We start from the raw sequence: 25,348 nt of genomic DNA, 5'->3' as shown, positions 1-25,348 counted from the left end.
TCCGGTCTCAGGCGGAGGCGAGGGGCTCCGCCGGGGTGCGGAGCTGCTCCGCCGCGTCCGACACCCGCAGCAGCAGGCTCATGAACTGTGCCTGCTCCTCTGCGGAGAGCGGGGCGAGGAAGACCTGGTTCATCCGCGCCGTCCGTACGGTCAGCTTGCGGTGCGTCCGTTCCCCCTCCCCGGTCAGCCGCAGCAGGAAGCGGCGGCCGTCCTTCGGGTCGCGCACCTTGTCGAGCAGGCCGCGCCGGGTGAGCCGGCTGACGACCTCGGCGATGGTGGAGCGGTCGAGACCCACGCGCTCGCCCACGGTCCGCTGGTCGAGGCCGGGCTCGGCCATGAGCGCGTTGAGGACGCCGAACTGCGGGGACGTGATCTCCTCCGAGACCATCGTGGTCCACAACAGGTGGTGCGCCTGCTGGAGCCGCCGGGCCAGGTGCCCGGGATGGGTGGTCAGATCCACCGCGGCCATCGTGTGCCTCCCGTGTCCCGCAGATTTCGTCGGTGTACGGAACGATACGCGCCCGCGCTGCGTCGCCCCGGACGGGTATTGACGGTGACTGTGGCGGGTGCCAGCATGACGACGTTGCCAGGATGCTCAGTGCACTGACTAAATCGGAGGCTTCTCGTATGGACAAGGTGGTCGCCACCGCCGCCGAGGCGGTGGCCGACGTCGGGGACGGGGCCTCGCTCGCCGTCGGTGGCTTCGGTCTCAGCGGTGTGCCGAACGTGCTGATCGGCGCGGTGTACGGGCGTGGTGTCGGCGGCCTGAGCGTCGTGTCGAACAACTGCGGCGCGATGGACTCCGGTCTCGCGACACTCCTGTCGGCGGGGCGGATCGCCCGGGTCACCGGCTCGTACATCGGCGCGAACAAGGAGTTCGCGCGGCAGTACCTGGCCGGCGAGCTGGAGGTCGAGCTGATCCCGCAGGGCACGCTCGCCGAGCGGCTGCGGGCCGGCGGCTGCGGCATCCCCGCCTTCTACACCCCGGCCGGCGTCGGCACCCAGGTCGCCGACGGCGGACTGCCCTGGCGCTACGACGGCGAGGGCGGCATCGCACTCGCCTCGCCGCCGAAGGAGGTACGGGAGTTCGGCGGCGTCGACCACGTCCTGGAGCACGGCATCCGCACCGACTTCGCCCTCGTCCGCGCCGCCCGGGGCGACCGCCACGGAAACCTGGTCTTCAACAAGGCGGCCCGGAACTTCAACCCCCTCGCCGCGATGGCGGGGAAGGTGACGATCGCCGAGGTCGAGGAACTGGTCGAACCGGGCGAGCTCGACCCCGACGCGGTCCATCTGCCCGGGATCTTCGTCCAGCGCGTCGTGGCCCTCACCCCCGAGCAGGCCGCGGACAAGGGAATCGAACGGCGCACGATTTCCGCGCCTCCGGCACGAGGGACCACACGATGAGCTGGACCCGTGAGCAGATGGCCGCCCGCGCCGCGCGCGAGCTGAAGGACGGTCAGTACGTCAACCTGGGCATCGGCCTGCCGACCCTCATCCCCAACCACCTCCCCGAGGGCGTCGAGGTGATCCTGGAGTCGGAGAACGGCATCCTCGGCACCGGCCCGTACCCGACCGAGGACGAGGTCGACGCCGACCTCGTCAACGCGGGCAAGGAGACCGTCACGGTCCTGCCCGGCGCCTCCTTCTTCGACTCCGCGCTCTCCTTCGGCATGATCCGGGGCGGCCACATCGACGTCGCCGTGCTCGGCGCCATGCAGGTCTCGGCCCGCGGCGACCTCGCCAACTGGGCCGTACCGGGCAAGCTGATCACCGGCATCGGCGGCGCGATGGACCTCGTCCACGGCGCCCGCAGCGTCATCGTCGTGATGACCCACACCGCCAAGGACGGCACCCCGAAGATCGTCGAGGAGTGCACGCTCCCGCTGACCGGCCGGGGCTGCGTCGACCGCGTCATCACCGACCTCGGCGTCCTCGACGTCACCGACGACGGACTCGTCCTCACCGAGACCGCACCCGGCGTCGACGCCGCGGACGTCCTCGCCAGGACGGCCGCGAAGGTCCGCCTCCCTCTCGACCTCCCCGCCCGCTGACCCGACCCAGACCCCGGGAACCCTCATGGCCCTCACCCAGTCGGACATCGACACCGAGATCGACGACCTCCAGACCGCGTACGACAAGGAGCTGGCCGCCGGCGCGTCGGCCCGCAGCCACCCGGCCCGGGACTACGCCCCGTACCGCAGCTCCCTGCTCCGCCACCCCCACCAGCCGCTCGTCGCCGTGAACGGCGGCGACCCCGAGACGGTGGAGCTCTCCGGCCCCGTCTTCGGACCCACGGACATCACCGACATCGACAACGACCTCACCCGGCAGCACCCGGGCGAGCCCCTCGGCGAGCGGATCACCGTCTCCGGGCGGCTGCTCGACCGGGCGGGCCGGCCCGTGCGCGGCCAGCTCGTCGAGCTGTGGCAGGCCAACGCGTCGGGCCGGTACGCCCATCTGCGCGATCAGCACCCGGCCCCGCTCGACCCGAACTTCACCGGCGTCGGCCGCACCCTCACCGACGACGAGGGCCGCTACACCTTCACCACCATCAAGCCGGGCGCCTATCCGTGGCGCAACCACACCAACGCCTGGCGCCCCGCCCACCTCCACTTCTCCCTCTTCGGCACGGCGTTCGCCCAACGCCTTGTGACGCAGATGTACTTCCCGAACGACCCGCTGTTCGCCTACGACCCGATCCTGCGCTCGGTCACCGACAGGGCCGCCCGCGAACGGCTCGTCGCCACCTACCGCCACGAGCTGTCGCAGCCCGAGTTCTCCCTCGGCTACGAGTGGGACATCGTCCTCGACGGTCCCTCCGCCACCTGGATCGAAGAAGGACGCTGACCCGAGATGAGCCAGACGCCTCTCCCCACCCCGTCCCACACCGTCGGCCCGTTCTACGGCTACGCCCTGCCCTTCCCCGAAGGGGAGCGGATAGCCCCGAAGGGGCATCCCGGGCAGATCGTCCTGCACGGGCGCGTGTACGACGGCGAGGGCGCCCCCGTCCCCGACGCGATCCTCGAGTTCTGGCAGGCGGCCCCCGACGGCTCCCTCACGGGCGCGCCCGGGTCGATGCGCCGGGACCCCGTGACGGGCGGCCATCTCGGCCGCAACGGCACCGATTTCACCGGGTTCGGCCGGGTCGCCACGGACGCCGACGGCCACTACGCCCTCCACACGCTGCCGCCGGGCAACGCGGGGCTGCCGTACATCAGTGTCTGCGTCTTCGCCCGCGGCCTGCTGCACCACCTCTTCACCCGGGCGTATCTGCGCGACGGCTCCGACGCGCTGCTCGACTCGCTCCCGGCCGCGCGCCGGGCCACGCTGGTGGCCCGGCCCGACGAGAACGCCGCGCCCCGCACGTACCGCTTCGACATCCGCCTTCAGGGCGAGGACGAGACGGTCTTCCTGGAGTTCACGTGACACCGCACGAGTCGCCCCGCCCCACCGACGCCGGCCTGCTCGCCCCCGGGCCGGCCGGCTCCCCGGCCGAGGCTGCGACCGGGGACACCGCGTTCCTGCGGGCGCTGCTCGACGCGGAGGCGGCGCTCACCCGCGCCCAGGCGGCCGTCGGCCAGGCGCCGGCGGAGGCGGCCGAAGCCGTCACGGCCGCCGCCGACGCCGCCCGCTTCGACGTGCGCGATCTGGCCCTGCGCGCCCGCGCCGGCGGCAACCCCGTCATCCCGCTGGTCGCCGACCTCACGGCCGCCGTGCCGGGGGAGTGGCGGGCGTACGTCCACCGCGGCGCGACCAGCCAGGACATCATGGACACCGCGGCGATGCTGGTCGCCCGCCGCACGCTGGACCTCGTCCTGGGCGACCTCGACCGTACGGAAAGGGCGCTCGCCGCGCTGGCCGCCGCCCACCGGGACACGGCCATGCCCGGCCGGACCCTCACCCAGCACGCCGTCCCCACCACCTTCGGCCTCAAGGTGGCGGGCTGGCGCTCGCTGGTCCTCGACGCCCGGGACCGGATCCTGGCCGTACGGGACTCCCTGCCCGCCCAACTCGGCGGCGCGGCGGGGACCTTGGCCGCCTTCGAGGCGTACGGGAACGGTGCCGGCGCCGGATCCGGGGGCGCTGCCGAGCGGCTCGTCCCGGCGTACGCGCGGGAGACCGGACTCGCGGTACCGCTCCTGCCCTGGCACACCTTGCGCACCCCGATCGCCGACCTCGCGGGCGCCCTCGCCTTCACCGCCGGAGCCCTCGGCAAGACCGCCGTCGACGTCCTCACCCTCTCCCGTACCGAGATCGCGGAGGTGGCGGAGGGAACGGGCGGCGGCTCCTCGGCCATGCCGCACAAGGCGAACCCCGTGCGTGCCACGCTCGTCGCCGCGGCCGCCCGCCGGGCCCCGCACCTCGCGGCCACCCTGTACGCCGCGATGGCCGCAGAGGACGAGCGCCCGGCCGGCGCCTGGCACGCCGAGTGGGAGCCGCTGCGCGACCTGCTCCGCCTGGTCGGCGGCGCCGCGCGTGACACCGCCGAACTGGCCGGAGGACTGCGCGTCCACGCGGACGTCATGCGCGCACACCTCGACCTCACCGGCGGCTCGATCGTCTCCGAGCGGCTCGCCGCCGGCCTCTCCCCCCTGGTGGGGCGGGCCCGCGCCAGGGAGCTCCTCACGGAACTCGCCGGGCGCGCCCGCACCGAGGGCGTCGCGCTGGCCGAACTGCTCGGCGAGATACCCGAGTCCAAGGGCCTCGACCTCGCCGAGCTCACCGACCCCACCCGCTGCACCGGCTCCGCCGGAGCCCTGACCGACCGTGCCCTGGAGCGACCGTGACGACCGCCACCCCACAGCAGCCGTACGCAGGACTGCACCATCGCGCCGAGGGGCCGGCCACCGCGCCCGTCCTGCTCCTCGGCCCCTCGCTGGGCACGTCCACCGCCCTGTGGGACGCGATCGCACCCGAACTGTCGGCCACCCATCGGGTCGTCCGCTGGGACCTGCCCGGCCACGGCGGCTCCCCGGCCTCGCTCATCGGCCCCGGAGCGAGCGTGGGCGACCTGGCCGGTCTCGTACTCGACCTCGCCGACGCGCTCGGCGCCGACCGCTTCTCGTACGCGGGGGTCTCCCTCGGCGGCGCGGTCGGTCTCCACCTCGCCGCCCATCACCCCGACCGGGTGGAGCGGCTCGCGGTCCTCTGCTCCTCCGCCCACTTCGGTGGCTCCGCGTCGTGGGAGGAGCGCGCCGAGACCGTCCGGCGCGAAGGTCTCGCCGCGCTGGCGGAGACCGCCGACTCCCGCTGGTTCACGCCCGGCTTCACCGTCCAGGGGCTGATCGACGACCACCGCGAGGCCGACCCGGAGGCGTACGCCGCGTGCTGCGACGCGCTCGCCGCCTTCGATCTGCGGGACCGGCTCCCGTCGATCACCGCACCCACGCTCCTCGTCGCGGGCCGCGAGGACCCGGCGACCCCGCCCGCCCATCTGCGGGAGATCGCGGACGCGGTGCCCGGCGCCGCGCTCACCGAGATCCCCGGGGCCTCCCATCTGGCGCCGGCCGAACAGCCCGAGGCCGTGCTGGCCGCGCTGCGCGGCCACTTCACGGACGGCGGCGCGAAGCGGGGCATGGAGGTGCGCCGCCAGGTGCTCGGCGACGCGCACGTGGACCGGGCGCAGGCGCGCCAGAGCGAGTTCACCGCCCGGTTCCAGGATTTCATCACCCGCTACGCCTGGGGCGAGATCTGGACCGACCCCACCCTGTCGCGGCGCGAGCGGAGCCTGGTGACCCTCACGGCCCTGGTGGCCCGCGGCCACCTCGACGAGCTGGCGATGCATGTGCGCGCCGCACGGCGGGGCGGTCTCGGCCCGGAGGAGATCGGTGCCGTCCTGCTGCAGGCGGCGGTCTACTGCGGTGTCCCGGCCGCCAACGCGGCCTTCGCCGTGGCCCAGCGCACCCTCGCGGAGGAAGACGCGCCGGGGAGCTGAACAGGCGCGCCCGGGGTCTCCTGGGCGCCCTGCCGTCTTTCAGCGCGCGAGGCGCCGGTCCACCGCCTCGCGCGCCTCGGCGCGCCAGCCCTCCGAGACCCGGTCGGCCTCGTCGGCGCCGGCCACGCCGAGCGCCCCGTCGCCGGACAGTCCGCACCGAGGAGCCGCATGGCCGCCGCCGTCCCCCCGTCCACCCGTCCACCCAGCCCGTCAAACGCACCCGGGACGCGGCCCGGACGAGGGCCGAGATCCTCGACGTGGAGCATCTGGACCCGGTGTCCGCGATCCGCCGGCCGGCCGAGCTCACCTTCGACCACCACGAGGCGTACCCCGACTTCATCCGTGGTCATCGCCTATCTGACCTCGACGGACTGACGGACTGACGGACTGACGGACCGCCGGACCGGAGACCACCGCGCGGGACGAGCAGCAGACCCAGGAGCGGCACCGCGCCCAGGACCAGCCAGGGAACCGGGCCCTCGTACTCCAGCAGGGCCCCGGCGGGCGCGGCGGCCGCGAGGACGACCAGGCCGGACAGCGAGGAGAGCGCGCCCGTGAACAGGCCGAGCCGCTCGGCGTCGACGAGATCCGGGAGGAACGCCCGGGCAGCCGGGACCACCAGCATCTGGCCGAGGGTGAGCAGCACCGTGAAGCAGAGCGCCGGCCACAGACCGCCCAGCGGGAGCAGGGCGCCGGTCGCCGCGAACGCGCCGGCGATCAGGACGAGGCCGCCGCGGACCATGCCGGGCATGCTCAGGCGCGCCGCCGCCCAGCGCTCCAGCGGCACCTGGCCGGCGACGACCAGCGCGGAGGAGAGCGCGAAGAGCCAGCCGAGCGCCCGCTGGGAGCCGGTCGCGCGCTCCAGCTCGGCCGGCAGCGCGAGATAGAGCTGGTTGTACGCGAGCAGGTAGGTCGAGTACGCGAGCGCCAGGCCGAGGAAGGGGCGGCTGCGCAGCAGAGGGCGCCACGCGGTCGCCGTCCGGGGGCGTCGCGCGGCGGGCTCCGCCGGCGCCGGTGGCGGCATGAGGCGCCAGTGGCCGGCGAGGACGACGGCGAAGACCGCGGCCCCCGCCAGGCATGCCGCGCGGAAGTGCCCTCCGGAGGCGCCGTCCCCCGTGCCGTACAGCAGCAGAGCGCCCAGGACCGGTCCGAGCAGCGCGCCCGCCTGCCCGCCCGCCGAGAACAGGGCGAGCGTCCGCGTGCGGGCCGGGCCCCCGGCGCTCTCGATGAGTACGGCCTCGCGCGCCATCTCGGTCTCCACGGCGGGCGAGAACAGGGCCGCCGCGAAGCCGACCAGGACCACCGCCCCGATCACCGACCAGGTGGACGTGGCGAACGCGAGCCAGACGAATCCCGTCACGCGCAGCGCGCAACCGGCGAGCACGACCGGCCGGGCACCGTGACGGTCCGTCAGGGCGCCGCCGACGACGAACATGCCCTGCTGGCTGAAGGTGCGCAGCCCCAGGATCAGCCCGACCAGCCAGCCGCCCAGACCGAGGGCGCCGCCCAGATGGTCCGCGAGGTAGGGAAGTACGGCGAAGAAGCCGATGTTGAAGGCGAACTGACTGACGATCAGCAGCCGGGCGAGCGGGGTCACGTGGTGATCTTTCCATCGCGCATGGTGAGGACCCGGTCGCTCAGGTGCCGGACCGCCGCCATGTCGTGGGAGATGAACAGGCAGCCGAGGCCGAGCCGGTCCTGGAGGTCGAGGAGCAGGTTGAGGATCCCGGCCCGCAGCGACGGGTCCAGGGCCGAGACCGGTTCGTCGAGCACGAGCAGTTCGGGGTCGCTCGCCAGCGCGCGGGCGATCCCCGCGCGCTGGCACTGTCCGCCGGACAGTTCGTGGGGGAGCCGCTCCCCGAGGGCCGCGTCCAGGCCGACCAGGTCCAGGAGTTCGGCGACGCGCTCGGGACCGGCGGGCCGCGACCAGCGTCCCTGGACGCGGAGCGGCTCGGCGATCTGATCGCGGATCCGCCTGCGCGGGCTGAGAGAGCCGTACGGGTCCTGGAACACGGGCTGCAGGCGCGGCCGGATCGCGCGCAGCCGCCGCTCGCTCAGCGCGGTCAGGTCGAGGCCGTCGAACCGGACCACACCGCTGTGCGGCCGGCGCAGCTGCAGCACGGCGCCGGCGGTGGACGACTTCCCGCAGCCGGACGGTCCGACCAGACCGACCGTCTCACCGGCGTCCACGTGGAAGGAGGCGCCGTCGACGGCGATGGCCGCGCCGTACCGCACGACCAGGTCGCGGACTTCGAGCAGCGGGCTCATACGAACTCCAGGGCGGCGTGGTGGCACGCGACCGCACGCCCGTCGAGGGGCCGCGGCTCGGGCCGTTCGGTGTGGCAGGGGTCGGTGGCCCGCGCGCAGCGGGGTGCGAAGGCGCAGCCCGCCGGCAGCTCGCCGGGCGCCGGCGGCCGGCCGGGAAGCGCGGGCAGCCGGGTCCGCGGGACGCCGTCGGCGGTGGGGAGGGAGGCCAGCAGGCCCGCGGTGTACGGAGCCAGCGGCCGGTCGAGGACCCGGTCCACCGGCCCGTACTCGGCGAGGCTCCCCGCGTACATGACGGCCATGCGGTCGGCGTGTGCCCGTACGACGTCGAGCGCGTGGGTGACCAGGACGAGCGAGGCGCCCCGCGCCGAGCACCGCTCGCGCAGCAGGCCCAGGATCCTCTCCTGCGTCCCGGGGTCCAGGGCGGTGGTCGGCTCGTCGGCGACGACCAGCTCCGGCCCGTTGACCAACGCCATCGCGAGCACGGCGCGTTGCCGCATGCCGCCCGAGAACTCATGGGGGAACGCACGGGACTTGGCCGAGGGTATGCCGACCTCCTCCAGGGCCGCCGCGGCCCGCTGTCGCGCGTCCCTCCTGCTCAGTCTCCGTACCGAGCGGAGGGCGAGGGCGAGTTGATCGCCCACGGGATGGACGGGGGAGAGCGCGGACAGCGCGTCCTGGGGAACGAGCGCGATACGGCGGCCCCAGTCGGCGGGCGTGACCGGGGAGCCCCCCAGGAGCACGCTGCCCGAGACCGTCGCGCCGCGCGGCACCATGCCGAGCAGAGCGCGGGCGGTCAGGGACTTGCCCGCCCCCGACTCGCCCACCAGGGCCAGGACTTCACCGGTGCGGACCTCGAAGGAGAGGCCGTGGACCACCTCCACGCCGGCGAAGGCGACGCGGAGCCCGCGGACCGAGAGCAGGGGATCAGACTGCGGCACGGGTCGCCTTCCTTCGTCGATGGCCCGGCAGGGATACGGAACGGATGGTGCGGCGCGTCGTCGCCGAGGAGAGGGAGACCGCGAGCGCGGCGAGCAGCGCCAGCGCGACCGCCGGGGCGAGGGCGGCCACCGGTGCCCGCTCGACGTAGTCGGCGGACTCGTCGAGCAGCAGGCCCCACTCGGGGGACGGCGGCTGGGCGCCGAGACCGAGAAAGCCGAGCGAGGCGAGGGCGAGCGCGACGCCGGGCAGCCGCAGGACGGCGTGCCGGGCGACCGGCGCCGCCACCGACGGCAGGACGTGCCGGCCGAGGATCCACAGCGGGCTCGCGCCCATCGCCCGCTGGGCCATGAGGAAGCCGGAGGCCCGTATCTCCTGGGTGAGCGCGGCGGCATGGGCGGCGAGCGGCGGCCAGGAGACCAGCGTGACGGCGAGAGCCGCGGCGCCGGTGCCGGGACCCGTCGCGGCGGCGACGAGGATGCCGGCGACGACGGGCGGTACGGCGTTCGCGATGTCGGCGAGCCCGGCGGCCAGGTTCGGCAGGAAACCGAGCGCGAGGGCGAGCAGGTACCCGAGCAGGCAGACCGCCGCGGCCGTGCCGACCGTCGAGGCCGCGCCGTGCCCGAGCCGCGCGAGCACGTCCCGGCCGAGCGCGTCGGTGCCGAGCGGATGCGCCGCCGAGGGCGCGGCGAGACGGGCGGCGGTGTCGATCACGTACGGCTCGCGCAGCAGCCCCCACCCGATCACGGCGACGAGCACCGCGCCGAGCACGGCCGGAACGGCCGGGGGGACCCGGACGGGACGGGCGGCGGGCAGCGTGAGCCCCGCGTCGCGCAGCGCGGGGCCGAGGAGCCGACGGCGTACGGCGGCCGCGACCGCGCCCGTCAGGAGCCCGAGCGCGAGCAGGGCGAGGACCGTCCCCTGGAGCAGCGGCAGATCCTGGGACTTGGCCGCGCCCAGGGCCGTCCGGCCGAGTCCGGGGATCGCGAAGACCGTCTCGACGGCGACCGCGCCACCGGTCAGACCGACCGCCACCATCCCGAACTGCGGTACCAGGGGCGGGAGGACGCGGCGTACGGCGGCCGCGGCGAGCGGCGCCCTGGCGACGCCCGCCCCGCGCCACAGCTCCACCCAGCGCTCGTCGAGCACGGACGGGAGGGCGTCGGCGACCAGCCGGCCGAGCAGCGCGCCCGCCGGGATGCCGAGGGCGAGGGCGGGGAGGACGAGGTGTTCGGGTCCGGCCCAGCCGGAGGTGGGGAACCAGCCGAGCCACACGCCGGCCACGATCAGCAGACCCAGCGAGAGCAGGAACTCCGGCACGGCGGCGAGGACCGCGGCCAGGGCTCCCGAGCCGCCCCGTCCCCGCACGAGGACGGGTGCGGCGAGCGCGGCGCCGACGAGGAGCGCCACGCTCAGCGCGGCGCCCATCAGCGCCAGCGAGACCTGGAGGCCGGCCGTCACCGACGGCAGCACCTCCGTGCCGGACACCCAGGAGACGCCGAGCTCGCCGCGGAGCAGGCCGCCCGCCCACCGGCCGAGCAGACTCAGCGGGCCCGCGTCGAGGCCGAGGTCCGCCCGGATGGCGGCCAGGGCCTCGGGCGTCGGCTCCTGTTCGGCCGACCGCGCCCGCAGGAGACTGAGCGCGGGGTCCTTCCCCGACATCCACGGCAGCAGCCCGGCCACGGTCAGGACGGCGACCAGGCCGGCCGCCCGTGCGAGGGTCGCCCTCACGTGACGTGGGTGTCGAGGGTGACGAGCTCACGCTCCCGGGGATCGTGGGCGGCGCCGCGCACGTTCGCCGCGTCGCCCTGGATCACGCGCTCGTGCAGCATGGGCACGGCGGCGTCGGTGGCGAGCACCGCGGCCTCCGCGTTCATGACGGCCCGGCGCCGGGCGTCGCCCGTCCCGGTCCGCGACGCGGCGGTCAGCGCCCGGTCGACGGCGGGGTCGGCGAGCTGGGAGATGTTGAAGGAGCCCTCGCCCGCGAAGTCGCTGTACAGGTACGCGGCCGGGTCCCCGGAGTCGAGGACGGTGGCCCGGGACAGGATGAAGGCGTCGAACTTCCCGGCCAGGGCGTCCGCTTCGATGTTGGCGTACTCGCGGACGTCGAGGGTGACGGTGAAGCCGGCCGCCCGGAGCTGCTGCTGGAGGACCTGCGCGACCTCCGGCAGCTCGGCCCGGTCCGTGAAGGTGCCGATGGTGATCCGGGCGCCCTTGGGGGCACCGGCCGCGGCGTGCGGGACGGTCCCGCGCATCGTGGCGGCCCAGGGCAGCGCGGGGCCGAGCAGGCCACGGGCGACGTCGGCCCTGCCCTCGTACACGCCCTTGACGATCTGCCCGGCGTCGATCGCCTCGCGTGCCGCCGCGCGCAGCACCGGGTCCTTGAACGGCCCGGACCCGGTGTTGAGGTACAGCGTGTTGGTGCGCGGCATCGGCACCTCGGTGATCAGCTTCGGGTCCAGCAGCGCCGCCTGGGAGACCGGCACCGCCTCGACGATGTCCGCCTCGCCGCTGCGCAGGGCTGCCGCCCGGGCGGTGCCGTCGGGCACGAACTTCACGTCGATCCCGGAGGCCTTGGCCCTGCCGCCCCAGTAGCCGTCGTAGCGGTTCAGGGTGGCGGAGGCGGTGCCGTTCACCGTGACGAGCTCGAAGGGGCCGGTGCCGGCGCCGACCGGGCTGACGGTCTTCCCGCGATACGCCTTGGCGGCCAGGATCGACAGCTGCGGCGAGCTGAGGCGCTGCGGTACGAGGGGGTCGACCGCGGCCGTGGTGACGGTGACCGTGCGCGGGCCGGCGGCCCGGACGGTGAGGTCGACGCCGTCGAGGATGCGCGGCTTGGGGGAGGCGCCGGCGGCGACGGTCAGCGACTTCACGACGGAGTCCGCGGTCAGGGCCGTGCCGTCGTGGAAGGTGACGCCCTCGCGGAGCGTGAACGTCCAGGTCCGGTCGGACTGCTTCCACGCGGTGGCCAGGGCGGGAGTGGCGTTGCCGTCCCGGTCGAGCCGGACGAGCGTCTCGGCGGTGGACCAGCGCGAGAGCTTGAAGGCGTCGTCCGACAGCGGAGAGAGTCCGGAGCGCGGCGGCTGCATCATCGCGAGCCGCAGCCGGCCGTCGCCGGAGGCGTCCGCCGAGGTGCCGGAGTCGGCGAAGCAGCCGGTGAGCAGGGATGCGGCGGTGGTGACGGCGAGGCCGGTCAGCAGGGCGCGGCGGGGTATGAGGGGGATTTCGGGCATGCGCAAGGGAGGGGCCCCAACGGGAAGGTTGAAGGATGGACGAGGCACCGACCCTAGCATTATGACAATCGTTTTCATTCACACCCCTCGTGTACCCCGCGTGCACGCTCCGGCGTGCGGCGGATCGGCCGAGGGCGGAGCATGAACGTGGGGAGGATGACCGCGCGGCGATCCAGGAGGCGCTGACATGCCCGACGAGCTCGTCGTACTCAAGAACGTCGACAAACACTTCGGTGCGCTCCATGTGCTCCAGGCCATCAACCTGACGGTCGACCGGGGCGAGGTCGTCGTGGTCATCGGCCCGTCCGGCGGCGGTAAGTCCACGCTCTGCCGGGCCATCAACCGGCTGGAGACCATCGACTCCGGCGAGATCTTCATCGACGGCAAGCCGCTGCCCGCCGAGGGCCGCGAGCTCGCCGCGCTGCGCGCCGACGTCGGCATGGTCTTCCAGTCCTTCAACCTCTTCGCGCACAAGACCGTGCTCGAGAACGTCACCCTCGGCCAGATCAAGGTCCGCAAGAAGGACAAGAAGGCCGCCGAGCAGCGGGCCCGCCAACTGCTCGACCGCGTGGGGGTGGCGAACCAGGCGGACAAGTACCCCGCCCAGCTCTCCGGCGGCCAGCAGCAGCGCGTCGCGATCGCCCGGGCGCTGGCCATGGAGCCGAAGGTGATGCTCTTCGACGAGCCGACCTCCGCGCTCGACCCCGAGATGATCAATGAGGTCCTGGAGGTGATGCAGCAGCTCGCCCGGGACGGAATGACCATGGTCGTCGTCACCCACGAGATGGGCTTCGCCCGTTCGGCCGCCAACCGTGTGGTGTTCATGGCGGACGGCAGGATCGTGGAAGAGACGACACCCGACCAGTTCTTCAGCAACCCGCGCACCGACCGCGCAAAGGACTTCCTGTCGAAGATCCTGCACCACTGACCCGCGGCCGAGCCGCGCCCAGCAGCCCCCAGGGGTGACATCACATGAACCCGCGCAAGCTCACCAAGGCCGGGGTGGCCGCGGCCGCCGCGCTGGCACTCTCCTTCTCCGTGGCCGGCTGCGGCGACGACAACGGAGGTGGCGGCGGCGACCAGAAGATCACCGTCGGCATCAAGTACGACCAGCCCGGCCTCGGGCTGCAGACCCCGGACGGCACGTACACCGGCTTCGACGTCGACGTGGCGACCTACGTGGCCAAGCAGCTCGGTTACGATCCCGGCGACATCGAATGGAAGGAGGCCAAGAGCGCCGACCGCGAGACGCTGCTGCAGCGCGGTGACGTCGACTTCATCGCGGCGACGTACTCGATCAACGACCAGCGCGCGGAGAAGGTCGACTTCGCCGGTCCGTACCTCCTGGCCCACCAGGACGTGCTGATCCGCGCGGACGACAACAGCATCACCAAGCCCGAGGACCTCAACAACAAGAAGCTCTGCTCGGTCACCGGCTCGACGTCCGCGCAGAACGTCAAGGCGCGCATCGCCCCCGATGCCCAACTCCAGGAGTACGGCGGTTACTCGGAGTGCCTGACGGGCCTGGAGAACGGGGTCATCGACGCCGTCACCACCGATGACTCGATCCTCGCGGGCTACGCCTCGCAGCCCGAGTTCGAGGGCAAGTTCAAGCTCGGTGGTTTCGAGATGAGCAACGAGAACTACGGCATCGGCGTCCAGAAGGGCAGCGAACTCAAGGAGCAGATCAACGACGCCCTGGAGAAGATGGTCGCCGAAGGCGCCTGGGACGAGGCGGTGAAGAAGAACTTCGGGCCCGCCGAGTACCAGAACGAGCCCGCCCCGGAGATCGGTGTCATCGTCAAGTAGGGCAGGCCTAGGTGTTCGACTTCCTCGAAGGGTACGACATCCTGGGGGCCTTCTGGGTGACGGTGCAGCTCACCGTCTACTCGGCGATCGGCTCCCTGATCTGGGGGACGCTGCTGGCGGCCATGCGCGTCAGCCCCGTCCCCCTGATGCGGGGCTTCGGCACCGCCTACGTCAACATCGTCCGCAACATCCCCCTGACCGTCATCATCGTCTTCACCTCGCTCGGTCTGTTCCAGACCCTCGGGGTGAACATGGGCGCCGATGACTTCACCACCATCAACTTCCGGCTCGCCGTCCTCGGCCTGATCGCCTACACGTCCGCCTTCGTCTGCGAGGCGGTGCGGTCGGGCATCAACACCGTGCCCCTCGGGCAGGTGGAGGCGGCCCGCGCCATCGGGCTCAGCTTCCCGCAGGTGCTGCGCCTGATCGTGCTGCCGCAGGCATTCCGCTCGGTCGTGGGACCGCTGGCCAACGTGCTGATCGCGCTGACCAAGAACACCACCGTGGCCGCCGCGATCGGCGTCGCCGAAGCCGCCCTGCTGATGCGGGAGATGATCGAGAACGAGGCCCAGCTCATCCTCATCTCGGCGATCTTCGCGTTCGGTTTCATCTGCCTCACCCTTCCCACCGGGCTCTTCCTCGGCTGGCTGAGCAAGAAGGTGGCGGTGCGTCGATGAAGGCCCAACCCACCGTCCTCTACGACGTCCCGGGCCGGCGCGCCCGGCGGCGCAACGTCCTCTACACCGTCCTCTTCCTCGTCGCTCTGGCCCTGCTCATCTGGTGGGTCCTGCAGAGCCTCGCGGACAAGAACCAGCTCGAGGCGGACAAGTGGGAACCGTTCTTCACGGACTCCCGCAGCTGGTCCACGTACCTTCTCCCCGGCCTGAAGAACACGGTGATCGCCGCGGCGCTCGCCATGGTCATCGCGCTGCCCCTCGGCGCGCTCTTCGGCATCGCCCGGCTCTCCGACCACACGTGGGTGCGCGGCGCGGCCGGCACGGTCGTGGAGTTCTTCCGCGCCATCCCCGTCCTGATCCTGATGCTCTTCGCCAACGCCGCCTACGCCGAGTTCACCGACATCAGCCCGGCGAGCCGCCCCATGTACGCGGTCGTCACCGGCCTCGTCCTCTACAACGCCTCGGTCCTCGCCGAGGTCGTCCGGGCCGGCATCCTCTCCCTGCCCAGCGGCCAGACCGACGCGGCCAAGGCGATCGGCATGCGCAAGGGCCAGACGATGAGTTACGTCCTGCTGCCCCAGTCGGTCACCGCGATGCTCCCGGCGCTCGTCAGCCAGCTCGTCGTCATCGTCAAGGACACCGCGCTCGGCGGCGCGATGCTCGGCTTCTCCGAACTCCTCGCGTCCGTCCGCCCGATGAGCGCGAACTACGGCGCGAACACCATCGCCAGCTTCACCATCGTCGCCGTCATCTTCGTCATCCTGAACTTCGCCCTCACCACGTTCGCCGGCTGGCTGGAACGCCGGCTGCGGCGCGCCAAGAAGTCGACCGGCGCGGTCGTCGGTGCCGACGCGGTCGAGGAGCTGGCGAGGCCTGGCGAGCACATGGAGCCGGGCGAGGGCGAGAAATGACGGTTGTCTTACAGGGCGGTGTGTCCCGGTCCTTTCCCCCCGGCCCGCGGGCACGATGAGGCATGGCCACCTCCCAGCCCCCGCGTGAGCCCACGCGTACAGACCGCCTCCTGGCCGCGCTCGGCGGAATCCTCGCCGGGTACGTCTCCCTCGCCGTCGCCGAGCTCGTCGCGGCGCTGGTCCGCCCCGAGGCGCGTCCCGTCACGGCGGTCGGGGGCGCCCTCGTCGACCGGACCCCGGCCGCCGTCGAACAGTGGGCGATCCGGACGTTCGGGGAGAGCGACAAGGCCGTCCTCCAGCTGGGCATCCTCGTCGTGCTCGGCGTCCTGGCCGGACTCGTCGGCCTGCTGGCGCTCCGCCACCGTACGGCCGGGGTGTCTGCGGTGCTGCTCTTCGGTGTCGTCGGCGCGCTGGCCGCCGTGAGCCGGCCGGACTCCGAGTCCCTCGCCGACGCCCTGCCCTCGCTGATCGGCGCGGTGGCGGGTGCGGTACTCCTGTACGTACTCATCGGCCGGCTGCTCGCCCCGCGCCCGCTCGCCGGGGAACAGGCGGCCGCCGCCGCGGGCCGCCGCGGCTTCCTCCTGGTCGCCGCCTCCTCCGTCGTCGCCGCGACGGGCGCGGCGGCCCTCGGCAGGGCCACCGGCGGCACCCGCCAGGAGGGCGCCGTGGCCTCGCGGCGCGCGCTGCGGCTGCCCCGCCCCGCCTCGCCGGCGCCGGCCGTCCCGCCCGGTGCCCAGCTGCCCGTGCCCGGCATCAGCCCCTTCCTCACCCCGAACCGGGACTTCTACCGGGTCGACACCGCGCTCGTCGTTCCCCGGGTCGACGCCGACCGCTGGCACCTGCGCGTCCACGGCCTAGGCGTGACCCGGGAACTCCGCCTCGACCTCGCGGACCTGACGGGCCGTGAAGCGGTCGAGCGGGACATCACCCTGGCCTGCGTCTCCAACGAGGTCGGCGGGCCGTACGTCGGCAACGCGCGCTGGCTCGGGGTCCGGCTGGCGGACGTTCTGCGGGAGGCGGGTGTACGACCGCCGTCCGAGGGCGGCCCGGCCGACCAGATCGTGGCCCGCTCCGTCGACGGGATGACGATCGGCACCCCCGTCGAGGACGTGATGGACGGCCGTGACGCGCTCCTCGCGTTCGGCATGAACGGCGAGCCGCTCCCCTTCGACCACGGCTTCCCCGTCCGGATGATCGTGCCGGGGCTGTACGGCTACGTCTCCGCCTGCAAGTGGATCGAGGAGATCGAACTCACCACCTTCGACGCCTACGACGCCTACTGGGTGCCGCGCGGCTGGGCCCGCGAGGCACCCGTCAAGACCCAGTCCCGCATCGACACCCCGCGCTCCTCCGTCCGCCCGCAGGACGGCACCGTCATGGTCGCCGGCGTCGCCTGGGCCCAGCACCGGGGCATCGCGGGCGTCCAGGTGCGGGTCGACGACGGTCCCTGGCGGGACGCGCGGCTCGGGGCCGAGGACACCCGGGACACCTGGCGCCAGTGGGTGTACGCCTGGGAGGCCGCTCCGGGCCGCCACACCCTCACCGTCCGGGCCACGGACGGCGCGGGGGAGACCCAGACCGAGCGCCGCACCGACACCATGCCCGACGGGGCGAGCGGGTGGCACTCGGTCGTCGTGACCGTCGAGTGACGCCTCCGGTGTCCCCCGGAAGTGGATCACTGCTGCCCGGTGGGGTGACCGGGCGGCGTGCCGCGTTCACCGGAGCGGCCCGGAGGGCCTTGATGGGTGCGTGAGTACCGCGAGCACCGCACCGATACTGGCCGAGCTGCCCCAGCCCCATCCCCTCGTGCGTGACCAGGGCGCGGACGGCGCGCCCTGCTCCATAGTCGTCCACTCCTGCACGCACATCGGCGCCACGACCCTCCTCGTCCGGCTGACGGGGGAGGTCGACCACTACAGCGCCGCGCCGCTGCGGGCCATACTCGCCTCCGCCGCCGCGGACGGCTGCACCGACCTCGTCCTTGACGCCTCCCGCGTCACGTTCTGCGACTCCGGCCTGCTCGCCGTCCTGGACCAGTGGTCCCGGCTCGGCCGCCGCTACCGCATCGACGCCCCCACGGAGGTCGTCCTGAGGCTGCTGCGGGTCGCCGCGGGCACCCTGCGGACACCTCTCCGGGGCAGAAGGGCCTAGCGAGGCGGGCCGCGGCGCCGATCGCCGCGGCCCGCCCGTCCCCCGACGCGCCGGGGTCCGCTACTTCAGGTACGGCCCCGGGACGCCGATCCGGCCGGGCCCGTTCAGGACGTACACCCGCAGGTTGCCCTTGCCGGGAGCCGCGACGTTCAGCGTGCCGTCGGTGACGACCCGCTGCTCGCCGGTGACGGCGTCGGTGTAGGTGCCGTTCGGGATGCCGGTGAAGCCGGCCCCGTGGGTGACGGTGACCAGCGCGAAGCTGTCCGTCGTGCCGCTCGTCCAGCGGCGCTTGTACGCCATCGCCCCGCTGATGCCCTCGGTGGAGTACTGGCCCGTCTGCAGGGCCGGGATCGCCCGGCGGATCTGGTTGAGCCGCTGGACGTGCCGGGCCAGCGGCTGGGCGAGGGTCTGGGCGACGGCACCGGTCGCCGACTCGACCATGGAGAAGCCGGAGGCCTTCACGTCCCCGGCGAGATGGTCGCCGAAGTAGGCGCGGCCGGTGGTCGACAGCGGGCAGCTGGGCCCGCAGTCGATCTTCCTGCCCTTCTGGAACTCGATCTCGGAGCCGTAGTACAGCGTCGGGATGCCGCGGAAGGTCCACATCAGCGACATGTTCTCGGCCCAGGCGTCCGTGCCGCCGGCGTAGCGTTCGCTGCTCTTGTTGGGCCCGTAGTCGTGACTGTCGACGTAGACGACGTTGTAGGTGGCGTCGTTGTAACTGTCGTCGGAGTCCCTGCCGTTGCCGAAGGCGTTGAGCGCGTCACCGAAGTTCATGTGCATGCGCATGTCGATGACGTGCATCCCGGAGAACCTGCTGTGGTCCGGCGTGTGGTAGCTGTTTCCGTTCAGGAAGGCGTTGTTCGACGTCGGCTGGCCGGACGGGCCGAGCTGCTGCTCGTAGTCGTACATCTCCAGCGCGGCCGTGGCGTCGTCGAGCGCGTACTCCTTGCGCTCCTTCCATGTGTAGAACTGGGCGGAGTGGTTGACCGAGCCGCGGTTCCACTTGTCGTTGACGAAGGCGGCGACCTCGCCGAAGACGAAGAAGTTCTTCGCGGCCTCGGCCCCGAACCTCTGGGTGACGCGCTCCTGGATGGCGGGCAGGAAGCGCCGGTTCCAGGTGGTGCGCGGGATGTGGACGGCGGTGTCGACGCGGAAGCCGTCGACGCCCATGTCGATGTACTTGTCGTAGGCGCCGATCAGATGGTTCTGCACGGCCGCGGACTCGGTGTCGAAGTCGGCGAGGTCCTCGTGCAGCCAGCAGGAACGGGAGTCCTCGCCCTCCCAGTTGCCGATCCAGCACTGGTGGTAGAGCGACTTCGGGAACATGCCGGACGTCGGGTTCGGCCACTGGCAGTTGTAGATCCGGTAGCCCTCAGGGGAGGTGTACTGCGTCGGGGTGCCCCAGTTGACGCAGGTGTTGCCGGTCGGCTCGGCCGTCGACCACAGGTCGCCGTTGTAGTACGACTTCCCGGACTTCGGCTCGACGGTCAGTCCGTCGTACTCGAAGGAGGAGTTCGGCTCGTCGTAGTACCAGCTCCACTGGCTGTCGCGGACGCCGAACACCTTCGGGGTGAACAGGCCCTTGGCGCCCCAGCGGGAGGAGTGGTTGTAGACGACGTCCTGGTAGATCTTCATGCCCTTGGCGTGGGCCGCGTTGATCAGGTCCTGGTACGAGGCGCCCGCGGACTCCAGACGGGCGTCCACCTTGTAGAAGTCGTAGCCGTGGTACCCGTGGTAGTCGTAGTCGGACCGGTTGAGCACCACCGGGGTGATCCACACGGCGGAGAAGCCGAGGCCCTTGATGTAGTCGAGCTTGTTCACCAGGCCCTTGAAGTCACCCCGGAACATGGGGTCGCCGGCGGCCGCGTTCCCGGACTTCGTGTGCTGGCTGCCACCGCGGTTGTTGGCCGTGTCGCCGTCGTGGAAGCGCGCGGTCAGGACGAAGTAGATCGGGTCCTCGCGCGGGTCGGTGCCGAGCGGGCGGCCCGGGTCGGGGGCGGGCGGCGCGGTGCCGGTGGTGGCCTGCGCGGCGGCGGAGGCAGCCGAGGTGTTGCCGGCCGCGTCGACGGCCTTGACCGTGTAGCTGTAGGCGGTCCGCTCCGCCAGGCCGGTGTCGGAGAAGACGGTGGAGGCGACGTCGACGACGACGGTGCCGGCGGTGCCTCCGGTACGGGTCACCTGATACCGCGTCACCCCCTTGTCGTCGGTGGACGGTTCCCAGGTCAGCACGATCGAGGTGCCGTCCGCGCTCGCGGTGACCCCGGTGGGCACGCTGGGTGCCTGGGTGTCGGGGACCTCGGCGGCACAGGGGTTCGCGGCGTTGCCCGTGACGACCTTGTCCTTGACCGTGGTCGTGCCGGCGGGCAGCGCGTAGTTCGCGCCGTTGTTGTTGTCCCAGACGCCGTTGCCGTTGTTGAAGACGGCGCTCATGGTGGTGGCGGCGCCCAGGTCGACCGTCCGCTTCCACCAGCCGGTGCAGGCCGCCTCCATGCCGACGCCCGGGACGGTGGTCCAGGCTCCGCCGGCCGGCGCGTAGTGCAGGTTGGCGGTGGTCCAGCCGAGGGCGGCGGTGGAGTAGTAGACGGTGGCCTGGTTGCCGGGCTCGGTGGGCGTGGCGACGCAGGGGTCGGAATGGGCGACCACACCGTCCTTGACGGTGATGGTGCCGGTGCCCAGGGCGTAGTTCCCGCCGCCGTTGTTGTCCCAGGTGCCCGTGCCGTTGTTGAACGTGGCCTGGAGTCCCTCGGCGGAGCCAAGGACGACGGTCTTCTTCACCCAGTCCGTACAGGCCGCCTCCATCGCCACACCGGGGACGGTGGTCCAGGCTCCGCCGTCGGGCGCGTAGTGGAGGTTGTAGGCCGACCAGTTCTTCGTCTTCGTGTAGTAGAAGACGGTCGCGGTGTTCTCGGCGGCCGCGACGGGCGCCGTGTTCTCGGCGGCCGGCTCGGCCGGTGGTGCGGCGGAGAGCAGCCCGAGCAGGCAGGCGGCGGCCGCGACCGTCGCCGGGGCGCGTCCGAACCGCCGGAAGGGAGTGCGTCGCATGCGTCTCTTCTCCGGAGCAGGGCCGCGGCGGGGAGGCCGCGGCGGTCGATGAACCCGCTCGCCCCGAAGCGCCTCGGACCGGGAACGGGAGAGCTGCCACACGGTGCTGAAAGATCGGTCGGCAACTTGCTGCAAGCACTTGCGGGCCGAAAGTTACCCGTGCATGACAGAGACGTAAAGAGTTCGGACGCGATCCGCTCCGAGCGCGTGAGCCCGCCCGCCCGCGAGGGCCTGTGCGCCACCGCGGGCGCGAGCCGCATAGAGTCGACCCCGGCTCGGGGCCCCGCCCCTCCCCGGCGTACCGGGACCCGCGCCCGCATCCGTACCGCCGAATCACCCCCGAGGAGCACTCCGTGACCGACCCGGCGTCCACCGCCCTGCAGCAGCAGATCGCCCGGGAACTCGAGGTTTCCCCGACGTTCGACCCGCTCGTCGAGATCGAGCGCCGGGTGGCCTTCCTCACCGAGCGCCTCACCTCGACCGGGCTGCGCGGCCTGGTCCTCGGGATCAGCGGCGGTGTGGACTCCACGACCACGGGCCGGCTCTGCCAGCTCGCCGTGGAGCGGGCCCGGGCCGCGGGGCACGACGCCACCTTCTACGCCATGCGGCTGCCGTACGGCGTCCAGGCCGACGAGAAGGACGCCCAGCTCGCTCTCGGATTCATCGCCGCCGACCGGGTCCTGACGGTGGACGTCAGGCCGGCGAGCGACGCCGCCCTGGAGGCCTGCCAGACCGGTGGAACGGCCTTCAGGGACGCCCACCACCAGGACTTCGTGCACGGCAACATCAAGGCCCGGCAGCGGATGATCGCGCAGTACGCCGTCGCGGGCGCCCACGACGGCCTCGTCGTCGGCACCGACCACGCGGCGGAGGCGGTCTCCGGCTTCTTCACCAAGCACGGCGACGGCGCGGCCGACGTCGTCCCCCTCACGGGTCTGACCAAGCGCCGGGTACGGGCCGTCGCCGAGGCCCTCGGGGCCCCCGCCGAGCTGGTCTGGAAGACCCCGACGGCCGACCTGGAGACCCTCGACCCGGGCAAGCCCGACGAGGACGCGCTCGGCGTGACGTACGACGACATCGACGACTTCCTGGAGGGCAAGCCGGTCGGCGAGCCCGCCTTCGCCTCGATCGTCCGCCGCTACGAGCTCACCGAGCACAAGCGCAAGCTGCCGATCGCGCCCTGAGGGTGACGTGCGGCGACCATCCGGACGCGAGCCCGTGTGGCCCGCGTCCGGACGGTGGTGCGCTGGGTGTGCCCTCGGAAATCCCGAACGGCACACGTGAAGGAGACAACGGCATGTTCGGACAGTCGAAGGCGTTCAGCGGCTTCTCGGTCGACGACCTCGACAAGGCCCGCCGGTTCTACGGCGAGACCCTCGGCCTCCAGGTGGAGGAGAGCGGGGAGGGCGACATGAGGATGCTCACCCTCAAGCTGGGCACCGGTGCCGGCGTCTTCGTCTACCCCAAGGACAACCACACGCCCGCGAGCTTCACGATCCTGAACTTCCCCGTGGACGACATCGACGCGGCCGTCGACGAGCTGGCGAAGCGCGGCGTGAGCCTGGAGCGCTATCCGGAGTTCGAGGCCGACGCCAAGGGTGTCGTCCGCGGCACCGAGGGTCCGACGGCGATCGCCTGGTTCACGGACCCGGCGGGCAACGTCCTGTCCGTCCTCCAGGACTGAGCGGTACGCCGGGAGGCCCGGCCCCCCTCGGGGGACCGGGCCTCCCGGCCCCGCCGGCACGCGGTCGCGCGGTGGCGTCCGGCTTCCGCGGTCCCGGCGTCGGGGGGCGGGTTTTCCCGCGTGCGGCGGGGGAAGCCGCTGGCCGAGGAGGTGCGTCGTGACCGGAAGCCGGGACAGCGGACGCCAGGACGGCGGACCGGAGAGCAGGGGGCGCGAGAGCGAGGGCGCCCACGCCCACGCCCAGTACCAGCGGGACAAGGCGGAACATCTTCTGCAGCGGGCGCGGCAGAGCACCGACCCCGACGAGGCGGCGCGCCTGCGGGAGCAGGGGGAACAGCTCAAGGAGCGCAGCGAGCGGGCCCTGCGCGAGGAACACGAGCCACGGCCCGACGACCTCCACGAGCGCTACCCCGGCCCGGAGGCAGCACCATGACGCCCGACCACACCGCCGCCCTGCTCCTCAAGGGCTACGCCTGGCTCCCCGACCTGCGCCGCCGCAGCGACGGCGCGCTCGTGCGGACCCGCGTCCTGGGCCGCCCGGCGTTCGTCCTGCGCGGCCCCGGAGCCGTCGCCTTCTTCTACGACGAACGGCACGTGCGGCGCCACGGAGCCCTGCCCGGCCCCGTCCTCGACACCCTCTTCGGCCGCGGCGCCGTCCACACCCTCGACGGCGCGCCGCACCGGGCGCGCAAGGCGCTGTTCGTGGCCGAGCTGAAAGCGCCCGCCGCCGTCGCCGACCTGGTCGACCGGGTCAGGGCCGAGTGGCGGCGCGCCTTCGCCCCGCCGCACGGCCGCGAGGTGGTCCTCTTCGACGAGGCCGCGCTCGTCCTGGCGCGGGCGGTCTGCGCCTGGAGCGGCCTCGCACTGACGCAGAAGCAGACCGTGCGCATGGCCCACGACTGTGTCGCGATGGTCGACGGCTTCGCCACCCCCGGCCCCCGCCATCTGCGCGCCCGGCGCGCCCGCGCCCGCCAGGAGAAGGTGCTCGCCCGGCTCGTCGAGGAGGCCCGCGCCGGAGCGGCCCACGCCCCCGGCACCCCGTTCGACGCGGTCGTGCGCCACCACGACGCCGACGGCGAGACGCTGGACGCTCGCACGGCCGCCGTGGAGCTCCTCAACATCGTGCGGCCCACCGTCGCCATCGCCTGGTACGTGGTCTTCGCCGCCCACGCCATGGACCGCTGGCCCGGGCAGCGGCAGCTGCTGCGCGAGGACGTCGGCACGTACCTGGAGCCGTACTCGGAGACGTACGCCGGGAGCTACGCCGAGCCCTTCGCGCACGAGGTCCGCCGCTTCTACCCCTTCGTGCCGTTCATCGGGGGCCTCGCCGCCGCGGACCTGAGGCGGGACGGCCGGGACATCCCCGCCGGCACCCTCCTGCTGCTCGACGTCTACGGCCAGAACCACGACCCCGAGCTGTGGCACGACCCCTACCGCTTCGACCCGGAGCGGTTCCTGCGCCGCCCGCCACTGCCCGACGAGCTGATCCCGCAGGGCGGCGGCGACGCCAAGAACGGCCACCGCTGCCCCGGCGAAGACATCACCGTCGCGGTCCTCGCCGCCCTGGCCACCGAACTGGCCCGGCTGGAGTACACGGTTCCGGCGCAGGACCTGAAGATCTCCCTCCGCCGCATCCCGACCCGTCCCCGCAGCGGCTTCCGCTTCGTCCCCCACCCGGAGTGAGACGCCCCGGCGACCGCACGGCGATGGCCCCGGCGACCGCACGGCGACCGCCCCGGCGACCGCACGGCGATCGCCCGGGCGGCGGCCCGATCGGCCCGGCCCGGCGTGCGCGGGGCCGGCCCGCCGCCTGAAATGGGGGATGACCGCGCCTCCCGACGACTGCCTCGCGCGTAACGAGTGGATCTGCGGCGCCTGTCTGTCCTCCCGGAGCGAGATCCTCGGCGACGCCGTCCTGCAGCACGTGCAGCTGACCGCCGTCTCCGTCGCCTCGGGCTGCTGCTCGCCGTCCCCCTCGCCGTCAACCTCGCCAACATCGGCCGCGCCGTGCCCACCTTCGCCGTCCTCGTCCTGTTGCTGCTCAGCCCCGTCGGAGCGTACGGACAGTGGCCGACGATCATCGCGCTCGTCCTGTTCGCCGTACCGCCGCTGCTCACCAACGCCTACGTCGGCATGCGCGGCGTCGACGCGGATGTGGTGCGGGCGGCGCGGGGGATGGGGATGACCGGCCGGCAGATGCTGGCCCGGGTCGAGGTGCCGCTCGCGCTGCCGCTGATCCTCACGGGCGTGCGGATCGCCGCCGTGCAGCTCGTCGCGACCGCGACGGTCGCCGCGCTCGCCGGCGGGGGAGGACTCGGCCGGATCATCACCGCCGGGTTCAACCTCGCCTCCACCCCGCAGGTCGTCGCGGGAGCCGTCCTGGTCGCCCTGCTCGCGCTCGTCGTCGAGGGCGTCTTCGAGGGGGCGCAGCGTCTCGCGCCGGCCTGACCGACGCGACGCTCGACGACTTCGGCCTCGTCCTGCTCGCCGACGACAAGCACCTCCAGAACGCCGACTTCATCGTCCCGGTCGTCAACCGCTCGCGGGCCGGGAGCGAGGGTGTGACGATCGCCCTCGGCCGTCTCAACACGGTCCTGACCACGGCCGATCTGGCGACCATGAACGAGCAGGTGGACAGCTGGCGCCGCCTCCCGGAGGACGTCGCGAGGAACTACCTCCGGGCCAGGAAGCTGATCCCG

Annotated in this window: 23 protein-coding genes and 2 pseudogenes; 18 read left to right on the top strand and 7 right to left on the bottom strand. The window is 73.0% G+C overall.

Annotated features, from left to right (window positions below; all coding sequences use genetic code 11):
- Positions 1-7 precede the first annotated feature (7 nt).
- The gene (locus tag FDM97_RS20535; RefSeq protein WP_137991838.1) at positions 8-469 is read right to left on the bottom strand and encodes a MarR family winged helix-turn-helix transcriptional regulator; all 462 of its coding nucleotides are present in this window, start codon (positions 467-469) and stop codon (positions 8-10) included.
- A gap of 158 nt (positions 470-627) precedes the next feature.
- Between FDM97_RS20535 and FDM97_RS20530 the strand changes: the two genes are divergently transcribed.
- Genes FDM97_RS20530 through pcaDC form a run of 6 tightly spaced genes read left to right on the top strand, consistent with a single transcriptional unit; the run spans position 628 to position 5,938 of the window.
- Entirely contained in the window at positions 628-1,407 is a 780-nt protein-coding gene (locus FDM97_RS20530) for a CoA transferase subunit A (RefSeq protein WP_137991837.1), read from the top strand.
- On the top strand, positions 1,404-2,054 hold the full coding sequence (locus tag FDM97_RS20525) for a CoA transferase subunit B (RefSeq protein WP_137991836.1): 651 nt from the start codon (positions 1,404-1,406) through the stop codon (positions 2,052-2,054). The genes FDM97_RS20530 and FDM97_RS20525 overlap by 4 nt, the downstream gene beginning before the upstream one ends.
- A 25-nt stretch (positions 2,055-2,079) precedes the next feature.
- On the top strand, positions 2,080-2,850 hold the full coding sequence (gene pcaH / locus FDM97_RS20520; RefSeq protein WP_137991835.1) for a protocatechuate 3,4-dioxygenase subunit beta: 771 nt from the start codon (positions 2,080-2,082) through the stop codon (positions 2,848-2,850).
- 6 nt (positions 2,851-2,856) lie between these two features.
- Positions 2,857-3,429, top strand: coding sequence for a protocatechuate 3,4-dioxygenase subunit alpha (pcaG, locus tag FDM97_RS20515; protein WP_137991834.1), 573 nt, complete (start codon positions 2,857-2,859; stop codon positions 3,427-3,429).
- A complete protein-coding gene (gene pcaB / locus FDM97_RS20510) occupies positions 3,426-4,790 on the top strand; it encodes a 3-carboxy-cis,cis-muconate cycloisomerase (RefSeq protein ID WP_137991833.1) in 1,365 nt (454 codons plus the stop codon). The genes pcaG and pcaB overlap by 4 nt, the downstream gene beginning before the upstream one ends.
- Positions 4,787-5,938: a bifunctional 3-oxoadipate enol-lactonase/4-carboxymuconolactone decarboxylase PcaDC gene (gene pcaDC / locus FDM97_RS20505; RefSeq protein WP_137991832.1), complete on the top strand. Its 1,152-nt coding sequence runs from the start codon at positions 4,787-4,789 to the stop codon at positions 5,936-5,938. The genes pcaB and pcaDC overlap by 4 nt, the downstream gene beginning before the upstream one ends.
- Before the next feature lie 346 nt (positions 5,939-6,284).
- Here the strand turns inward: pcaDC and FDM97_RS20500 are convergent, their stop codons facing one another.
- Genes FDM97_RS20500 through FDM97_RS20480 form a run of 5 tightly spaced genes read right to left on the bottom strand, consistent with a single transcriptional unit; the run spans position 6,285 to position 12,375 of the window.
- Positions 6,285-7,619, bottom strand: coding sequence for an MFS transporter (locus FDM97_RS20500; protein ID WP_137994934.1), 1,335 nt, complete (start codon positions 7,617-7,619; stop codon positions 6,285-6,287).
- Positions 7,532-8,206, bottom strand: a complete 675-nt coding sequence (locus FDM97_RS20495; RefSeq protein ID WP_137991831.1) for an ATP-binding cassette domain-containing protein — start codon at positions 8,204-8,206, stop codon at positions 7,532-7,534. Before FDM97_RS20495 ends, FDM97_RS20500 begins: the two co-directional genes overlap by 88 nt.
- Entirely contained in the window at positions 8,203-9,144 is a 942-nt protein-coding gene (locus FDM97_RS20490; protein WP_217510254.1) for an ABC transporter ATP-binding protein, read from the bottom strand. Before FDM97_RS20490 ends, FDM97_RS20495 begins: the two co-directional genes overlap by 4 nt.
- Positions 9,131-10,873, bottom strand: a complete 1,743-nt coding sequence (locus FDM97_RS36185) for an ABC transporter permease subunit (RefSeq protein ID WP_137991829.1) — start codon at positions 10,871-10,873, stop codon at positions 9,131-9,133. The genes FDM97_RS20490 and FDM97_RS36185 overlap by 14 nt, the downstream gene beginning before the upstream one ends.
- On the bottom strand, positions 10,870-12,375 hold the full coding sequence (locus tag FDM97_RS20480; protein WP_175439179.1) for an ABC transporter substrate-binding protein: 1,506 nt from the start codon (positions 12,373-12,375) through the stop codon (positions 10,870-10,872). Before FDM97_RS20480 ends, FDM97_RS36185 begins: the two co-directional genes overlap by 4 nt.
- Before the next feature lie 187 nt (positions 12,376-12,562).
- On the opposite strand from FDM97_RS20480, the gene FDM97_RS20475 reads away from it, so the two are divergent.
- From FDM97_RS20475 to FDM97_RS20450, 6 genes are all read left to right on the top strand, one after another.
- Positions 12,563-13,303, top strand: a complete 741-nt coding sequence (locus FDM97_RS20475; RefSeq protein WP_137991827.1) for an amino acid ABC transporter ATP-binding protein — start codon at positions 12,563-12,565, stop codon at positions 13,301-13,303.
- A 44-nt stretch (positions 13,304-13,347) separates the two neighbouring features.
- Positions 13,348-14,184 (top strand): glutamate ABC transporter substrate-binding protein, encoded by an 837-nt coding sequence (locus tag FDM97_RS20470; protein WP_137991826.1) that lies wholly within the window; start codon positions 13,348-13,350, stop codon positions 14,182-14,184.
- An 11-nt stretch (positions 14,185-14,195) separates the two neighbouring features.
- Positions 14,196-14,861, top strand: a complete 666-nt coding sequence (locus FDM97_RS20465; RefSeq protein ID WP_137991825.1) for an amino acid ABC transporter permease — start codon at positions 14,196-14,198, stop codon at positions 14,859-14,861.
- Positions 14,858-15,772 (top strand): amino acid ABC transporter permease, encoded by a 915-nt coding sequence (locus FDM97_RS20460; protein ID WP_137991824.1) that lies wholly within the window; start codon positions 14,858-14,860, stop codon positions 15,770-15,772. Before FDM97_RS20465 ends, FDM97_RS20460 begins: the two co-directional genes overlap by 4 nt.
- Before the next feature lie 62 nt (positions 15,773-15,834).
- A complete protein-coding gene (locus FDM97_RS20455) occupies positions 15,835-17,421 on the top strand; it encodes a molybdopterin-dependent oxidoreductase (RefSeq protein WP_137991823.1) in 1,587 nt (528 codons plus the stop codon).
- A gap of 100 nt (positions 17,422-17,521) precedes the next feature.
- Positions 17,522-17,923, top strand: a complete 402-nt coding sequence (locus tag FDM97_RS20450; RefSeq protein ID WP_175439178.1) for an STAS domain-containing protein — start codon at positions 17,522-17,524, stop codon at positions 17,921-17,923.
- A 60-nt stretch (positions 17,924-17,983) separates the two neighbouring features.
- Here the strand turns inward: FDM97_RS20450 and FDM97_RS20445 are convergent, their stop codons facing one another.
- Positions 17,984-20,965: a carbohydrate binding domain-containing protein gene (locus tag FDM97_RS20445; RefSeq protein WP_137991821.1), complete on the bottom strand. Its 2,982-nt coding sequence runs from the start codon at positions 20,963-20,965 to the stop codon at positions 17,984-17,986.
- Positions 20,966-21,318: 353 nt separating this feature from the next.
- Between FDM97_RS20445 and nadE the strand changes: the two genes are divergently transcribed.
- From nadE to FDM97_RS20415, 6 genes and pseudogenes are all read left to right on the top strand, one after another.
- Complete coding sequence (gene nadE / locus FDM97_RS20440; RefSeq protein ID WP_137991820.1) at positions 21,319-22,149, top strand: ammonia-dependent NAD(+) synthetase; 831 nt, start codon at positions 21,319-21,321, stop codon at positions 22,147-22,149.
- 113 nt (positions 22,150-22,262) lie between these two features.
- The gene (locus FDM97_RS20435; RefSeq protein WP_137991819.1) at positions 22,263-22,649 is read left to right on the top strand and encodes a VOC family protein; all 387 of its coding nucleotides are present in this window, start codon (positions 22,263-22,265) and stop codon (positions 22,647-22,649) included.
- Between the two features lie 157 nt (positions 22,650-22,806).
- Positions 22,807-23,082 carry a DUF6381 family protein gene (locus tag FDM97_RS20430; protein WP_137991818.1) on the top strand — a complete coding sequence of 92 codons (276 nt, stop codon included), beginning with the start codon at positions 22,807-22,809 and terminating at the stop codon, positions 23,080-23,082.
- Positions 23,079-24,332: a cytochrome P450 gene (locus FDM97_RS20425; protein WP_137991817.1), complete on the top strand. Its 1,254-nt coding sequence runs from the start codon at positions 23,079-23,081 to the stop codon at positions 24,330-24,332. Before FDM97_RS20430 ends, FDM97_RS20425 begins: the two co-directional genes overlap by 4 nt.
- A 139-nt stretch (positions 24,333-24,471) precedes the next feature.
- A pseudogene (locus tag FDM97_RS20420) lies at positions 24,472-25,097 on the top strand (ABC transporter permease).
- Positions 25,097-25,348, top strand: a pseudogene (locus FDM97_RS20415) (glycine betaine ABC transporter substrate-binding protein); the annotation flags it as partial. The pseudogenes FDM97_RS20420 and FDM97_RS20415, both read left to right, overlap by 1 nt.

This window comes from Streptomyces vilmorinianum (assembly GCF_005517195.1).
GTDB classification, from domain to species: domain Bacteria; phylum Actinomycetota; class Actinomycetes; order Streptomycetales; family Streptomycetaceae; genus Streptomyces; species Streptomyces vilmorinianum.
The sequence above is the reverse complement of the archived record's forward strand: the minus strand, read 5'-3'. Positions and strand labels throughout refer to the sequence as shown.

Excerpts from the sequence above, each read along its gene's own strand:
- FDM97_RS20535 (WP_137991838.1), bottom strand. The coding sequence starts at position 469 with ATGGCCGCGGTGGATCTGACCACCCATCCCGGGCACCTGGCCCGGCGG.
- FDM97_RS20530 (WP_137991837.1), top strand. The coding sequence starts at position 628 with ATGGACAAGGTGGTCGCCACCGCCGCCGAGGCGGTGGCCGACGTCGGG.
- FDM97_RS20525 (WP_137991836.1), top strand. The coding sequence starts at position 1,404 with ATGAGCTGGACCCGTGAGCAGATGGCCGCCCGCGCCGCGCGCGAGCTG.
- pcaH (WP_137991835.1), top strand. The coding sequence starts at position 2,080 with ATGGCCCTCACCCAGTCGGACATCGACACCGAGATCGACGACCTCCAG.
- pcaG (WP_137991834.1), top strand. The coding sequence starts at position 2,857 with ATGAGCCAGACGCCTCTCCCCACCCCGTCCCACACCGTCGGCCCGTTC.
- FDM97_RS20495 (WP_137991831.1), bottom strand. The coding sequence starts at position 8,206 with ATGAGCCCGCTGCTCGAAGTCCGCGACCTGGTCGTGCGGTACGGCGCG.
- FDM97_RS20480 (WP_175439179.1), bottom strand. The coding sequence starts at position 12,375 with ATGCCCGAAATCCCCCTCATACCCCGCCGCGCCCTGCTGACCGGCCTC.
- FDM97_RS20475 (WP_137991827.1), top strand. The coding sequence starts at position 12,563 with ATGCCCGACGAGCTCGTCGTACTCAAGAACGTCGACAAACACTTCGGT.
- FDM97_RS20470 (WP_137991826.1), top strand. The coding sequence starts at position 13,348 with ATGAACCCGCGCAAGCTCACCAAGGCCGGGGTGGCCGCGGCCGCCGCG.
- FDM97_RS20460 (WP_137991824.1), top strand. The coding sequence starts at position 14,858 with ATGAAGGCCCAACCCACCGTCCTCTACGACGTCCCGGGCCGGCGCGCC.
- FDM97_RS20455 (WP_137991823.1), top strand. The coding sequence starts at position 15,835 with ATGGCCACCTCCCAGCCCCCGCGTGAGCCCACGCGTACAGACCGCCTC.
- FDM97_RS20445 (WP_137991821.1), bottom strand. The coding sequence starts at position 20,965 with ATGCGACGCACTCCCTTCCGGCGGTTCGGACGCGCCCCGGCGACGGTC.
- FDM97_RS20435 (WP_137991819.1), top strand. The coding sequence starts at position 22,263 with ATGTTCGGACAGTCGAAGGCGTTCAGCGGCTTCTCGGTCGACGACCTC.
- FDM97_RS20425 (WP_137991817.1), top strand. The coding sequence starts at position 23,079 with ATGACGCCCGACCACACCGCCGCCCTGCTCCTCAAGGGCTACGCCTGG.